This window comes from Citrobacter sp. RHB21-C05, from assembly GCF_013889015.1.
In the GTDB taxonomy this organism is placed as follows: Bacteria; Pseudomonadota; Gammaproteobacteria; order Enterobacterales; family Enterobacteriaceae; genus Citrobacter_A; species Citrobacter_A sedlakii.
The window spans coordinates 2,003,365-2,018,007 of record NZ_CP057611.1 but is presented as its reverse complement, the minus strand read 5'-3'; the positions used below and the strand labels follow the sequence as shown (position 1 = coordinate 2,018,007).

At 51.0% G+C, this 14,643-nt stretch carries 11 protein-coding genes, 2 tRNA genes and 3 other RNA genes; 9 read left to right on the top strand and 7 right to left on the bottom strand.

The window, feature by feature from the left end; all coding sequences use genetic code 11:
* Window positions 1-13: 13 nt before the first annotated feature.
* The 3 genes from oppB to HVX72_RS09695 all read right to left on the bottom strand — a co-directional run bounded on the left by oppB (window position 14) and on the right by HVX72_RS09695 (window position 4,080).
* Complete coding sequence (gene oppB, locus HVX72_RS09705; RefSeq protein WP_042283529.1) at window positions 14-934, bottom strand: oligopeptide ABC transporter permease OppB; 921 nt, start codon at window positions 932-934, stop codon at window positions 14-16.
* Between the two features lie 119 nt (window positions 935-1,053).
* Entirely contained in the window at window positions 1,054-2,682 is a 1,629-nt protein-coding gene (oppA, locus tag HVX72_RS09700; protein ID WP_181823085.1) for an oligopeptide ABC transporter substrate-binding protein OppA, read from the bottom strand.
* A 750-nt stretch (window positions 2,683-3,432) separates the two neighbouring features.
* Entirely contained in the window at window positions 3,433-4,080 is a 648-nt protein-coding gene (locus HVX72_RS09695; RefSeq protein ID WP_042283539.1) for a YchE family NAAT transporter, read from the bottom strand.
* Between the two features lie 476 nt (window positions 4,081-4,556).
* Here HVX72_RS09695 and adhE point away from each other — a divergent pair, with 476 nt between their 5' ends.
* Complete coding sequence (gene adhE / locus HVX72_RS09690; RefSeq protein ID WP_042283542.1) at window positions 4,557-7,232, top strand: bifunctional acetaldehyde-CoA/alcohol dehydrogenase; 2,676 nt, start codon at window positions 4,557-4,559, stop codon at window positions 7,230-7,232.
* Between the two features lie 128 nt (window positions 7,233-7,360).
* Here the strand turns inward: adhE and tdk are convergent, their stop codons facing one another.
* Complete coding sequence (gene tdk / locus HVX72_RS09685) at window positions 7,361-7,978, bottom strand: thymidine kinase (RefSeq protein ID WP_042283545.1); 618 nt, start codon at window positions 7,976-7,978, stop codon at window positions 7,361-7,363.
* Window positions 7,979-8,577: 599 nt separating this feature from the next.
* Between tdk and hns the strand changes: the two genes are divergently transcribed.
* Window positions 8,578-8,991 (top strand): histone-like nucleoid-structuring protein H-NS, encoded by a 414-nt coding sequence (gene hns / locus HVX72_RS09680; RefSeq protein ID WP_012906011.1) that lies wholly within the window; start codon window positions 8,578-8,580, stop codon window positions 8,989-8,991.
* 136 nt (window positions 8,992-9,127) lie between these two features.
* Here hns and galU read toward each other — a convergent pair whose 3' ends face one another.
* The 3 genes from galU to rssA form a co-directional block, all read right to left on the bottom strand.
* A complete protein-coding gene (gene galU / locus HVX72_RS09675; protein ID WP_042283556.1) occupies window positions 9,128-10,036 on the bottom strand; it encodes a UTP--glucose-1-phosphate uridylyltransferase GalU in 909 nt (302 codons plus the stop codon).
* Between the two features lie 201 nt (window positions 10,037-10,237).
* Window positions 10,238-11,251, bottom strand: coding sequence for a two-component system response regulator RssB (gene rssB, locus HVX72_RS09670; protein WP_042283560.1), 1,014 nt, complete (start codon window positions 11,249-11,251; stop codon window positions 10,238-10,240).
* A 92-nt stretch (window positions 11,252-11,343) separates the two neighbouring features.
* Entirely contained in the window at window positions 11,344-12,252 is a 909-nt protein-coding gene (gene rssA, locus HVX72_RS09665; RefSeq protein ID WP_181823084.1) for a patatin-like phospholipase RssA, read from the bottom strand.
* A 111-nt stretch (window positions 12,253-12,363) separates the two neighbouring features.
* Here rssA and HVX72_RS09660 point away from each other — a divergent pair, with 111 nt between their 5' ends.
* The 7 genes from HVX72_RS09660 to HVX72_RS09630 all read left to right on the top strand — a co-directional run bounded on the left by HVX72_RS09660 (window position 12,364) and on the right by HVX72_RS09630 (window position 14,599).
* The gene (locus HVX72_RS09660) at window positions 12,364-12,822 is read left to right on the top strand and encodes a YchJ family protein (protein WP_181823083.1); all 459 of its coding nucleotides are present in this window, start codon (window positions 12,364-12,366) and stop codon (window positions 12,820-12,822) included.
* Window positions 12,823-12,873: 51 nt separating this feature from the next.
* Window positions 12,874-13,716: a formyltetrahydrofolate deformylase gene (purU, locus tag HVX72_RS09655; protein ID WP_042283572.1), complete on the top strand. Its 843-nt coding sequence runs from the start codon at window positions 12,874-12,876 to the stop codon at window positions 13,714-13,716.
* 157 nt (window positions 13,717-13,873) lie between these two features.
* Window positions 13,874-13,958 (top strand) — tRNA-Tyr (locus HVX72_RS09650).
* 35 nt (window positions 13,959-13,993) lie between these two features.
* Window positions 13,994-14,078: transfer RNA gene (locus tag HVX72_RS09645), tRNA-Tyr, on the top strand.
* A 45-nt stretch (window positions 14,079-14,123) separates the two neighbouring features.
* Window positions 14,124-14,254, top strand: a non-coding RNA gene (locus HVX72_RS09640) — RtT sRNA.
* Window positions 14,255-14,299: 45 nt separating this feature from the next.
* Window positions 14,300-14,430, top strand: a non-coding RNA gene (locus tag HVX72_RS09635) — RtT sRNA.
* 44 nt (window positions 14,431-14,474) lie between these two features.
* A non-coding RNA gene (locus tag HVX72_RS09630) (RtT sRNA) lies at window positions 14,475-14,599 on the top strand.
* Window positions 14,600-14,643 lie beyond the last annotated feature (44 nt).

The following is a 14,643-nucleotide window of genomic DNA, read 5'->3' as shown; positions in this document are numbered from 1 at the left end:
GCGAGCTCCAGTCTCAGTAACGGATTTTCGGGTCGATCACGGCATACAGCACATCGACAATCGCATTGAATACGATGGTTAACGTCCCTACCAGAATCGTCAGGCTTAGCACCAGCGAATAGTCACGGTTCAGCGCGCCATTCACAAAAAGCTGGCCGATGCCAGGCAGGCCATAGATAGTTTCGATGACCATTGAGCCGGTAATGATGCCGACAAAGGCCGGTCCCATGTATGAAAGCACCGGTAACAGCGCCGGTTTCAGCGCATGGCGAAAAATGATGCGTCGCATCGGCAGCCCTTTCGCCCGTGCGGTGCGAATGAAGTTGGAGTGCAGAACTTCAATCATCGAACCGCGGGTAATACGGGCGATGCTGGCGATATAGGCCAGCGATAAGGCGACCATTGGCAGGATCATAAATTTCAGCGCCCCGCCATTCCAGCCGCCGCCCGGCAGCCAGTGCAGCGTGATGGCAAATATCATCACCAGAAGCGGCGCGACCACAAAGCTCGGGATGACGACGCCGGTCATTGCCACCCCCATCACCATGTAATCCCAGCGCGTATTTTGCTTAAGCGCCGCGATAACGCCCGCGCTAACGCCGAGGATCACCGCTAACAGGAACGCCGCCGCGCCCAGTTTCGCCGAAACCGGGAAACTCGACGCCACCAGATCGTTAACGGTGTAATCTTTGTATTTAAATGAAGGACCAAAATCCCCATGCGCCAGTTGTTTCAGATAGCTGAAATATTGGGTCATGATGGGATCGTTGAGATGATATTTCGCTTCAATATTCGCCAGCACTTCTGCCGGCAATGCGCGCTCGCCGGTGAAAGGACTCCCCGGCGCCAGACGCATCATAAAGAACGAAATGGTAATAAGAATAAATAGCGTCGGAATCGCTTCCAGACAGCGGCGTAAGATAAATTTCAACATTGCCCGTACCTTCTGGCGTGTGCCTTTATACCTCGCCATGCTGAACGTGTGCAGCGAGGTAGTAATAGTCGACGATAAAAGACACAGTGGGGCACGCTATTCTGCCCCACCCTTTGCCATTAATGCTTGATAATATACAAGTCTTTAACGTGAATATTATCCATCGGGTCTTTACCGGTGTAACCCCCTACCCACGGTTTAACCAGGCGAGCGTTGACATAATAGAACACCGGCACTATTGCAGAGTCTTTATCCAACTGCTGCTCGGCTTGAGCATAAAGTTCAGAACGCTGCGCGTCATCTTGTGCATTCAGCGTATCGGCAATGATCTTGTCAAACGCCGGGCTCTTATAATGCGTGGTGTTGTTCGAACTGTCAGACAGCACCATATTCAGGAAAGAGGTCGGCTCGTTGTAATCCGCACACCAGGCGGCGCGGGAAACGTCATAATTCCCCTGATGACGCGTATCCAGGAAGGTTTTCCACTCCTGGTTTTCCAGTTTCACGTTGACGCCTAAATTTTTCTTCCAGATAGATGCGGCGGCAATGGCCAGTTTCTTATGGAGATCGGAGGTGTTGTACAGCAAGTTAAAGGTCAGCGGTTTATCGGCGGTATAACCGGCTTCAGCCAGCAGTTTTTTCGCTTCTTCGTTACGCTTTTCCTGCGTCCAGCCAAACCATTCCGGCTCCACCAGTTTTGCCCCGTCGGTATACGGCGGCGTAAAGCTGTAGGCTGGCAAGTCGCCCTGGTTTTTCACTTTGTTGACGATGATATCGCGATCCAGCGCCAGCTTGAGCGCGGTACGCACGCGCACATCCGTAAACGGGGCTTTCTGGTTATTGATTTCGTAATAGTAGGTGCACAAATACGGGTCAACGTGTACTTCGTTCGGGATCTCTTTCTTCAGCTTCTGAAACAGTTCAATCGGCATGTTGTTGTAGGTCATGTCGATTTCACCGCTACGGTAGCGGTTAACATCAGTGACTTCTGAGGAGATCGGCAGGTAGGTGACCTGATTAATAACGGTTTTGGCGTTATCCCAGTACTGGGGGTTACGCTCAAGGACGATACGCTCGTTAACCACCCAGTCCTTCAGTTTGTAAGCGCCGTTACTGACTATATTCGCTGGCTGCGTCCACTTATCACCGAATTTTTCAACCACCGCCTTCGGTACCGGAGAAACGGACGAATGCACCAGCAGCTTATAGAAATAAGGCACCGGCTCGCTCAGCGTCACTTCAAAAGTATGATCGTCGAGGGCTTTAACGCCCAGATCGGTCACCGGTTTTTTACCGGCGACGATATCGTCAATATTCACGATATGTCCGTACTGCAGATAACTGGCATAAGGCGAAGCGGTGTTGGGATCGGCCAGACGCTGCCAGCTATAAACGAAATCCTGAGCGGTCACTGGGGAGCCGTCGGACCATTTTGCATCTTTACGTAGATGGAACGTCCAGACTTTAAAGTCTTTATTGTCCCACTTTTCCGCCACGCCGGGAGAGGGTTTGCCCTCTACGTCGCTTATTATCAGCCCTTCGAACAGGTCGCGGCTGATGTTGGATTCCGGTACCCCTTCGATTTTATGCGGATCGAGAGACTGAACTTCCGAGCCATTATTGCGCACCAGCGTTTGCTTTTCCGCCAGCTGCACGCCTGCGGGAACGACCGCAGCCATTGCCGCATTACCGGCGAGGAGCGCAGAGAGAACCCCTGCGGCCACTAAACTTTTTTTCGTGTTGGTCATTGTGTTTGTACTCCCTCATTATAATTACTGGTTTTATTACCAGCCTGTTAATCCCGCTAAGGATCCCTGATCAGCCCCGGAGACTTTCTGCTGTCAGGTGCTTTACTGCCTGCTATCACCGACTTTATTTATTCTGGCGATTCGAACGACCGCCTTACGTCGATTCTTTTTGCGCGCCTCCCCTGTCAGAAACGCGCGCCGTATTCGGGCAAAAAGCGTGTTGATATTAATTCTCATCAACGCACATTCTGCTGAGAAATAGAGTGTCGGAAAGTAACAAATGCGTTTCTCGTCCGCCAATACAATTTACAGATTTGTTAAGCAATTCTCTTTTGTAGAAAAAAAACCGCCCCAAGAGAACGTATCAAAACCGCGAATTAACGCATAACTTACTGTTAAATAACACGTAATCTATAATTAACTGATTTTGACATCCTGCGCTTTCACCCATGAACTCAAATGCACAAAAAATTAACAATTGTTTATTATTTAGCACATTCATCTGAGAGGTCATTGAAATAACTAATAACATTTCAATAATCCTTCATCAAGTCCCGGATTGTGATGTGAAAAAATTTACACCTTGTGCACCAGCCTTTTGTAGAGAATCTCTGCTAAATCAATGCAATAAATAAATGGTATCTATACCGCAGACGAACGACTGCAGTACAAGCGCAACGGAAAGTGAAAATAATGACGGGAGAAAAACGGAGCCATTAATGCTCCGCCTATTCTTTCATTTGAAAGGTATTAACTTAACAGACCGGGGAATATCGCCTTAATACCGGTAACGATAAATTCGATGCCCAACGCCATGAGCAGCAGACCCATAATACGCGTAATCACGTTAATTCCGGTTTGCCCGAGGACGCGCACCAGCCACGGCGCCATGCGAAACAATCCCCAGCAGCAAAGCGCGAAGAGCGCAATGGCAATAAAGAAGCCAAACAAATACATCAGGCTATGGTAGCGGGTTCCCCAGACGATAGTGGAACTGATCGCCCCCGGCCCCGCCATTAACGGCAGCGCCAGCGGCACTACGCCCACGCTTTCCCGAATCGCCGTTTCTGATTTTTCCTGTTTGTTCTGTTTATCTTCCCCCAGCTTACCGCTGATCATCGACATGGCGATGGTCACGACCAGAATGCCGCCAGCAATACGGAATGAGTCGATAGAAATGCCAAAGACCTGGAGAATGCCATCGCCAAGGAACAAAGAGGTCCACAAAATGATGGCAACGGACAGGTTCGCCGTCAGGTTGGTCTTATTACGTGCCGCCGCCGTCTGGTAGCTGGTCATGCTGATAAAAACGGGGATAATCCCGACTGGGTTCACTAACGCAAATAACCCTATGAAAAATTTAAAATAAACAGGAAAATCAAACAGCGTTTGAGTCACGGTTAGCTCCGCAGCGTTAGCCGTAAAAAGTTAATCAAAGAGTAAAGGGTAAAAACCGTGCTGAAGATACGCCTTTTCACAGCACTTTTCACCTGCTTCACGCAAAATTGCTCCCTTTCCTGAGTGTTATTAATATGTATTAATTATGCTAACTTAAAGAGCATTCACCTATACAATTAATCAACACTTAACGTTTAGCGCTAAAATGCCCTGCTGAAAGGTGTCAGCTTTGCGAAATTTTGATCTGGATCACGTAATCGCTACTCAGAAGTGAGTAACCTTGCTTACGCCACCTGGAAGTAACGCGTTAGAGTTAGATGACGCTGACGTATAAGCTCTTTTAGTAAATCAGAGCGAACTGGACGTTAAGTAACCATTTGATTTTTCGGTTGTTATACAAACTTATGCCCTCTGTCTATACTCACGTATCGCGCAGATGATTTACTAAAAAAGTTTAACATTATCAGGAGAGCATTATGGCTGTTACTAATGTCGCTGAACTTAACGCACTCGTCGAGCGCGTCAAAAAAGCCCAGCGTGAATATGCCAGTTTCACTCAAGAACAGGTCGACAAAATCTTCCGCGCCGCCGCTCTGGCAGCCGCAGATGCCCGTATCCCCCTCGCCAAAATGGCCGTAGCCGAATCCGGCATGGGTATCGTTGAAGATAAAGTGATCAAAAACCACTTTGCTTCCGAATACATCTACAATGCCTATAAAGATGAAAAGACCTGTGGTGTGCTGTCTGAAGACGACACTTTCGGGACGATTACCATCGCTGAACCGATCGGTATCATCTGCGGTATCGTACCGACCACTAACCCGACCTCCACAGCTATCTTCAAATCGCTGATCAGCCTGAAGACCCGTAACGCCATCATCTTCTCTCCGCACCCGCGTGCCAAAGACGCCACCAACAAAGCGGCGGATATCGTACTGCAGGCGGCCATCGCTGCCGGTGCGCCAAAAGATCTGATCGGCTGGATCGACCAGCCTTCGGTAGAGCTGTCCAACGCCCTGATGCACCACCCGGACATCAACCTGATTCTCGCGACCGGCGGTCCGGGTATGGTGAAAGCGGCCTACAGCTCCGGTAAACCGGCCATCGGCGTGGGCGCGGGTAACACGCCTGTTGTTATCGACGAAACCGCCGACATCAAACGTGCCGTTGCGTCCGTGCTGATGTCCAAAACCTTTGATAACGGCGTAATCTGTGCGTCTGAGCAGTCAGTCGTTGTTGTTGATTCTGTTTATGATGCGGTTCGCGAACGCTTCGCCAGCCACGGCGGCTACCTGCTGCAGGGCAAAGAGCTGAAAGCCGTTCAGGACGTTATCCTGAAAAATGGCGCGCTGAACGCCGCTATCGTGGGTCAGCCAGCGTATAAAATCGCTGAACTGGCAGGCTTCTCCGTACCGGCAACCACCAAAATCCTGATTGGCGAAGTCAAAGTGGTTGACGAAAGCGAGCCGTTCGCACACGAAAAACTGTCCCCGACCCTGGCAATGTACCGCGCGAAAGATTTCGAAGATGCGGTGGACAAAGCCGAGAAGCTGGTGGCAATGGGCGGTATCGGTCATACCTCCTGCCTGTACACCGACCAGGACAACCAGCCGGAACGCGTCGCTTACTTCGGTCAGATGATGAAAACCGCCCGTATCCTGATCAACACCCCGGCTTCTCAGGGCGGTATCGGCGACCTGTACAACTTTAAACTCGCACCGTCCCTGACGCTGGGTTGTGGTTCATGGGGTGGTAACTCCATCTCTGAAAACGTTGGTCCAAAACACCTGATCAACAAGAAAACCGTTGCTAAGCGAGCTGAAAACATGTTGTGGCACAAACTTCCGAAATCTATCTACTTCCGCCGTGGCTCCCTGCCGATCGCGCTGGATGAAGTGATTACCGATGGCCACAAACGTGCGCTCATCGTGACCGACCGCTTCCTGTTCAACAACGGCTATGCAGACCAGATCACCTCTGTGCTGAAAGCGGCTGGCGTTGAAACCGAAGTGTTCTTTGAAGTGGAAGCTGACCCAACCCTGAGCGTTGTACGTAAAGGCGCTGAACTGGCCAACTCTTTCAAACCAGACGTGATCATCGCGCTGGGCGGCGGCTCCCCGATGGATGCGGCGAAAATCATGTGGGTAATGTACGAACATCCGGAAACCCACTTCGAAGAACTGGCGCTGCGCTTTATGGATATCCGTAAACGTATCTATAAGTTCCCGAAAATGGGTGTGAAAGCGAAAATGATCGCTGTCACCACCACGTCCGGTACCGGTTCAGAAGTGACGCCGTTTGCGGTGGTAACCGACGACGCGACCGGTCAGAAATATCCGCTGGCAGACTACGCGCTGACGCCGGATATGGCGATTGTCGACGCTAACCTGGTGATGGATATGCCGAAGTCACTGTGTGCGTTCGGTGGTCTGGATGCGGTGACTCACGCCTTGGAAGCCTACGTTTCCGTGCTGGCGTCTGAGTTCTCTGACGGTCAGGCGCTGCAGGCGCTGAAACTGCTGAAAGAAAACCTGCCGGCGTCTTACAACGAAGGTTCGAAAAACCCGGTTGCCCGTGAACGCGTACACAGCGCCGCGACCATTGCCGGTATCGCGTTTGCTAACGCCTTCCTCGGCGTGTGCCACTCCATGGCGCACAAACTGGGCTCCCAGTTCCACATTCCACACGGTCTGGCGAACGCCCTGTTGATCAGCAACGTTATCCGTTATAACGCCAACGACAACCCGACCAAGCAGACGGCATTCAGCCAGTACGACCGTCCGCAGGCGCGTCGTCGTTATGCTGAAATCGCTGACCATCTGGGTCTGAGCGCACCGGGCGACCGTACAGCGGCGAAGATCGAGAAACTGTTGGCCTGGCTGGAAAGCCTGAAAGCTGAACTGGGTATTCCGAAGTCTATCCGCGAAGCCGGCGTTCAGGAAGCAGACTTCCTGGCTCACGTTGACAAGCTGTCTGAAGATGCCTTCGACGACCAGTGCACCGGCGCTAACCCGCGCTACCCGCTGATCTCCGAGCTGAAACAGATCCTGCTGGATACCTACTACGGTCGTGAGTTCAGCGAAGGCGTAACCGCAAAAGCTGAAGCCGTTGTGGCTCCAAAAGCTGACAAAAAAGCGAAGAAATCCGCCTAATTGCAGTTCTGCGAAAGCATACTAAAAGCGGCCTCTGATGAGGCCGCTTTTTTATGGCTGATCCACAACTGCACACGCATGCTCACAAGAATGCCGTCAGGGCTCCTCAGTCGCCCTCTGCGGGCAGCTTAACGGTGGCAGTGACGTTCCTGTATCGCCGTCAGAGAGCCTTCTTCCAGCGCCTCTTTATAATGCTTACGGCAAACGGAGACATAGCGCTCATTGCCGCCAATCACCACCTGCTCCCCTTCATTATACGGTCTGCCCGCCTGGTCAAGGCGTAATACCCTGCTCGCCTTACGACCACAGAAGCAGATCGTTTTTAATTCAACCAGCTTATCTGACCATGCAAGCAGATACTGACTGCCCGTAAACAGTTCACCGCGAAAATCGGTGCGCAAGCCGTAACACAGCACCGGAATGTCGAGTTGGTCAACAACTTCCGATAATTCATAAACCTGCTGGCGAGTTAAAAACTGACATTCATCAACCAGCACACAGTGTATCGGCTCGCGCGTATTATCAGCGGCAATCTCTGCATACAAAGATGATTGTTGATTAAACAATTTGGCAGGAGATGACAACCCTATACGCGAACTGACTTTTCCTGCGCCAAAACGGTCGTCTATTTCCGCGGTATATACGACGGTGCGCATCCCACGTTCCTGATAATTGTAGGAAGATTGCAGTAAGGCAGTCGACTTACCTGCATTCATTGCTGAATAGTAGAAATATAGCTGCGCCATCGGCCACAGACCCTCACCAGAGTGAATAAAGACGGGGCCGAGTGTACCATAATTTCCCGTTGTTCAGCGTCGGATAGCGCGTTAACGGGATGCGGAATGCGCGCTTCCGCCTTCCGCGCGTTCACGTTGCGACGGCGACCGTAAGGAAAATACGAATTAACAATTGAACAAACATCAGGCGACAAATCCCATTGTTGCGATATTGCAGACGCGATATACATCAATAGCGCTTATCAACGCCAGCTAAATGGAAACCCTGTACTTATTGTTACTGTTCTACATAACTCTTGCAAAGTAATAGCGTATAGCCCCGTGGGAAACTAATACAAAAGGTTGAAATCACTGAATTGCGTAACTATTTCGCCACATAAAATGTGAGCTGAATCCGTCCGCCGTCGGGTAAAAAAAGGAGTAACCGCTCTGCCAATAAGCTCTTTTTTGTGCGTTCCTTCAAGAAAATTTTAAGTTCGGATATTAATTGGGGGCAAAAAATAAAGCGCAATTTTGAATTCCTTACATTCCTGGCTATTGCACATCTGAATTTAACGCTCTATTATTAGCTCAACAAACCACCCCAATATAAGTTTGAGATTACTAAAATGAGCGAAGCACTTAAAATTCTGAACAACATCCGTACTCTTCGTGCGCAGGCAAGAGAATGCACCCTGGAAACGCTGGAAGAAATGCTGGAAAAATTAGAAGTTGTTGTTAACGAGCGTCGTGAAGAAGAAAGCGCGGCAGCGGCTGAAGTTGAAGAACGCACTCGTAAACTGCAGCAATACCGCGAAATGCTGATTGCTGATGGCATTGACCCGAATGAACTGCTGAATAGCATGGCTGCGGTTAAATCCGGCACTAAAGCTAAACGTGCAGCACGTCCGGCTAAATATAGCTACGTAGACGAAAACGGCGAAACCAAAACCTGGACCGGCCAGGGCCGTACTCCGGCAGTGATCAAAAAAGCAATGGAAGAGCAAGGTAAACAGCTGGAAGACTTCCTGATCAAGGAATAATCGGTATTTACTTGCCTGAAATCCCGCGTCTCGCGGGATTTTTTTTGCCTGTAATTTCCCAAAATCCCCAGACGCGGCGCATAAAAAACGGCGCTGGAGTGCCGCGCCGCTTAATCACGTTAATTATAACGTCCGGTTACCGCTTAATACCCACTTCGTCTTCAAGCCAGGCCTTAAATTCGCTACCCAGAGAATTATGGCGGATACCATATTCCACAAACGCCTGCATGTAGCCTAATTTATTGCCACAGTCATGGCTCTTGCCTTTCATATGGTAAGCTTCAACGGTTTCTTTTTCGATCAGCATGTCGATTGCATCGGTCAGCTGAATCTCGTCACCGGCTCCCGGAGGCGTTTTCGCCAGCAGTGGCCAGATATCTGCGCTCAGGACATAACGGCCCACAATCGCCAGATTAGACGGCGCGACGTCCGCTTTCGGCTTCTCTACCACGCCAACCATCGGAACGCTCTCGCCCGGGGTTAATTCAACGCCTTTGCAGTCTACGACACCATAAGCGGTTACGTCATCGACCGGTTCCACCATAATCTGGCTATTACCGGTTTCGTCAAAACGGCGAATCATTTCGGCCAGGTTATCCTGAGAGAGATCGGATTCGTACTCATCCAGAATAACGTCCGGCAGAATAACCGCGACAGGCTCGTTGCCCACGACGGGATGCGCGCACAATACGGCATGGCCTAACCCTTTTGCCAGCCCCTGACGTACCTGCATAATCGTGACGTGCGGTGGGCAAATAGACTGTACCTCTTCGAGCAGCTGACGCTTAACACGTTTTTCCAGCATCGCTTCCAGTTCAAAACTGGTATCAAAATGGTTTTCGATCGAATTTTTCGAAGAGTGAGTCACCAGCACAATTTCAGTGATGCCCGCAGCAATACATTCGTTAACGACATACTGAATTAATGGCTTATCAACCAGCGGCAACATCTCTTTCGGGATCGCTTTTGTCGCCGGTAACATCCTGGTTCCTAATCCCGCTACCGGGATAACGGCTTTTTTGACTTTCGAGTTAATGGCAGCCATTTAAATTCTCCTGGACTGTTCATGTATTGAACGTGTTCATCAATCTGTACCGCATCGAGTATATCAGCACTGACAGAAGCCTCAGGTCCGAAAAGGATGCGCATGCGTATAATTAAGACAAATACGTATAAAACTGGCGCCGATAGTAACACCGGCAGAGAAAGGCAGGGTAAAGCAATTTGCTTGCGCCTGCCCGATTGTTCATTCCGCAGACAACATAAGACGCAACCTGCCGCCTGCTCCCCAAATTTGACATTGCCACGACTCGCAGCGCTGGCTAATTTGGTTGAGATAAGTATTTCCTAACGTCCCAAGCGGAACGCCATTACTGATTTGTACATTATGTGAGCCGGTATTTAATGTTGCGTTCAACCCGGCAGAAACCAGTATCAGATTTTTAATCCCGCTATGGTAATACCCCACCAGCAGCGGAAATTGACCGGGTAAATTGGCCTGGCGGAGCAGATGGTTGACCTGTTTTAGCACTGCGCCCAATTCAGGCAGGCGTTGATTCTGATGCCCGAGCTGCTCCTGCAACAGACCATTAAATAAGGCCCGCAGGAGTAATGCCGCCAGTACGCCATTATCCCCTGCGCGTGTTACGTCCAGACAATAAAACGCCAAATCGTTGTCCGACAGCGGTGCGATATCCAGAACCAGCCCCGGTTTATCCGCTGAGACTAACTGCCGGTAATTCACCCGGCAGCGAGAAATAACCTGCTGCACCGGCGGCTGCAGCTCCTGCAGTAATTTTCTGGCGGCAGTCGGATCGCCAACCATCGCATCCCAGTCGCGGAACAGCCTTTCTTCTTCTTCCACCCGCGAATTGAACATATTGGGATAAAGACAGGCGAAGACGGTTTCGCGAAGACGATTGAGATCCTTTACCGGCTTTAGCAATACGTCATCGACCCCCAACCGTAACGCCTTAGCAATATCGGCCATATTTTCCGTCGCGGAGATAACCAGTATCGGCGTCTGGTCCCCACGGTTACGTAATTGCTCGACAAGTTTGAGTCCGTTCATTCTCGGCATCGCAAGATCGCATATCATGAGATCGGGCGTGAATTCATCAAAACGCTCCAGTGCCTCAACCCCATCACTCGCCAGTGCCGTTGTCGCTCCCAATGAGGAAAACCACGAATCCAGAAGCGAGCGAAATACCGGCTCATCCTCAACGATAAGAATCTGTTTCCCGACCAATGGCTGCGTCATGTTCTCTCCCCTGACTGGCTTTGATCAATAGTGGCATGGTATTGCCACACCTGCCTGTCAGAATTTGCTTAAGTGTAGATAAAAAAGATGCGTCAAACTTCAGCACGCACCAGAGGTAATAGTTCGTCCATCTTTTTTTCCACCGCATGCCGCCCTGCTTCAATGGCGGCATGGGCACGATGAAAATCCAGTGTGGATATTTGTGGACAGAACGGTTGTATTAATATGTCAGGCGGATCGCCCGCCATGCGGTTACGCTTAAGACGATTTTCCAGAATCTGGATAGACGTCGTCATGATTTCCATCGCGGTTGGCGCGGACACTACTCGTCGTGCCGTCATACTGCCCAAACGTTCTTTTAAGCGCGCACGCCAGGACAGGCCTTCAACGTCAGTCTCAGCGCCGTCGCCGTTGACATTGGGTGAGAGGAGATCTTGTTGCATCAGGTGCGCATCGTGCTGCAGATCAACGGCAATCACGATATCGGCGCCCATGGCGCGGGTCAGTGAAACAGGAACGGGATTCACCACACCGCCGTCCACCAGCCAGTATCCCTTATGTGCGACAGGAGACATCAGACCAGGAATACTGCAGGAGGCCCGTACCGCAAGATGCAGATCGCCTTCGGTAAACCACAGTTCGCGACCGGTACTGAGGTTAGTGGCGACTGTGGCGAAACGCCGCGAGCACTGTTCGATAGTCTCCACCGGCATGATATTACGATAGTGATTGAACACGCGCTCGCCGCGCAGCAGTCCTCCCCGTCGCCATGAGAGATCCATCAGGCGAAGGACATCCCAGTAGCTGAACGAGCAAACCCACTTTTCCAGCGCAGGTAATTTATCACTGGCATACGCCGCGCCGACTAACGAACCGATGGAACAGCCGGCGACGATGTCAATATCAATGCCCATGTGCCTGAGCGCTTTGATGACACCAATATGTGACCAGCCCCGCGCCGCACCAGACCCCAGCGCCAGACCTATTTTCATCTTTCTCATGTGACCTACAAACTTCCCCTGGCTTTCGAGCGTAGCAACATCTCCATCGCTCAGTTAACATAGCGCCACCTGGACTTTTTATCCGCTGTTTTTTTATCAGGGAGACTATTCGTGTCACAGCTTTGTCCCTGCGGTAGCGCTGTCGAGTATAGCCTATGTTGCCACCAATATGTGTCTGGCGAGCAAGTTGCGCCCGATCCGTCACATCTCATGCGTTCTCGCTACTGCGCTTTTGTGATGAAAGACGCAGATTATTTAATCAAAACCTGGCATCCGGACTGCAATGCCGCGGCGTTCCGCGAAGAGATAAGCGCCGGGTTCGCCAGTACCGAATGGCTCGGCTTAACCGTGTTTGAACAGAGCGGCGCCGAAAGCGATGAACCCGGCTACGTCAGCTTTGTCGCCCGTTTTCGTGAAAACGGCAAAGCGGGCGTCATCCTTGAACGTTCTCGTTTTTTAAAAGAAAACGGTCGGTGGTACTATATAGACGGCACACGCCCACAAATTGGACGAAATGACGCCTGCCCCTGCGGATCAGGTAAAAAATTCAAAAAATGCTGCGGTCAGTAACGCCCGACAGCATTCCTTATGCAAACATTCTCAACAGGATTACCGCTGCAAATGCATTCATTACAACGCAAAGTGCTTCGTACTATTTGCCCGGATCAAAAGGGCCTTATCGCGCGTATTACTAATATTTGCTACAAGCACGAACTGAACATTGTGCAGAACAATGAGTTCGTAGACCACCGCACCGGACGTTTTTTTATGCGTACCGAACTGGAAGGCATTTTTAACGACGCCACGCTGTTGGCCGATCTCGACAGCGCATTGCCTGAAGGCTCCATTCGCGAGTTGAATCCGGCAGGACGTCGTCGTGTGGTGATTCTGGTCACGAAAGAAGCGCATTGTCTGGGCGATCTGCTAATGAAAGCCAATTATGGCGGACTGGATGTTGAAATTGCCGCTGTGATAGGCAACCACGAGACCCTGCGTTCTTTAGTGGAGCGTTTTGAGATTCCTTTCGAGCTGGTCAGCCATGAGGGCCTGACTCGTGAAGAGCATGATAAGCAGATGGCGGACGCCATTGACGCGCACCAGCCGGACTACGTCGTGCTGGCAAAATACATGCGGGTACTGACGCCAGCGTTCGTTGCGCGTTTCCCGAACAAGATCATCAATATTCATCACTCGTTCCTGCCTGCCTTTATCGGCGCGCGTCCGTACCATCAGGCCTACGAGCGCGGCGTAAAAATCATTGGCGCGACAGCGCACTATGTCAACGACAATCTGGATGAAGGCCCTATTATCATGCAGGACGTAATCCACGTGGATCATACCTATACCGCGGAGGATATGATGCGCGCGGGTCGTGACGTAGAGAAGAACGTGCTGAGCCGCGCGTTATATCAGGTGCTGGCCCAGCGCGTCTTTGTGTACGGTAACCGAACGATCATTCTTTAATCGGCAGCGAAATGAATTGGTTACCTTTGCGTCTTTACGGGCAAAAATCAGGCAACCAGTTCATTTTTGTCACCGGAATGCTTTACAGTGGCGCGTCATTTGATATGATGCGCCCCGCTTCCCAAAAGGAAGCAGGCCAGTAAACGCTTTACCCCGTGGTGGGGTTCCCGAGCGGCCAAAGGGAGCAGACTGTAAATCTGCCGTCATCGACTTCGAAGGTTCGAATCCTTCCCCCACCACCATTTCCGAGCTGTACCTCAAACGATGAATTACCCCTGGTGGGGTTCCCGAGCGGCCAAAGGGAGCAGACTGTAAATCTGCCGTCACAGACTTCGAAGGTTCGAATCCTTCCCCCACCACCATCACTTCCAAATATCCCAATACTACCCTAAAGCACAATGCCTTATGTTCTCCCATTGCGGGGAAGGATGAGAAGCGTCGACTAAGGTTCGATTCGAGCGTAGCGAGAAAGCGTTGCCGCAGGCAACGACCCGAAGGGCGAGGCGCTATGCGCCGAGTCATCCTTCCCCCACCACCATCACTTCCAGATATCCCAATACTACCCTAAAGCACAATGCCTTATGTTCTTCCATTGCGGGGAAGGATGAGAAGCTTCGACTAAGGTTCGATTCGAGCGTAGCGAGAAAGCGTTGCCGCAGGCAACGACCCGAAGGGCGAGGCGCTATGCGCCGGATCATCCTTCCCCCACCACCATCACTTCCAAATATCCCAATACTACCCTAAAGCACAATGCCTTATGTTCTTCCATTGCGGGAAGGATGAGAAGCTTCGACTAAGGTTCGATTCGAGCGCAGCGAGAAAGCGTTGCCGCAGGCAACGACCCGAAGGGCGAGGCGCAGCCGCCATCCGACGCTTTCACTGAAAACAAAAAACCCTGCCGGAGCAGGGTTCAGTACGAGAAATTAG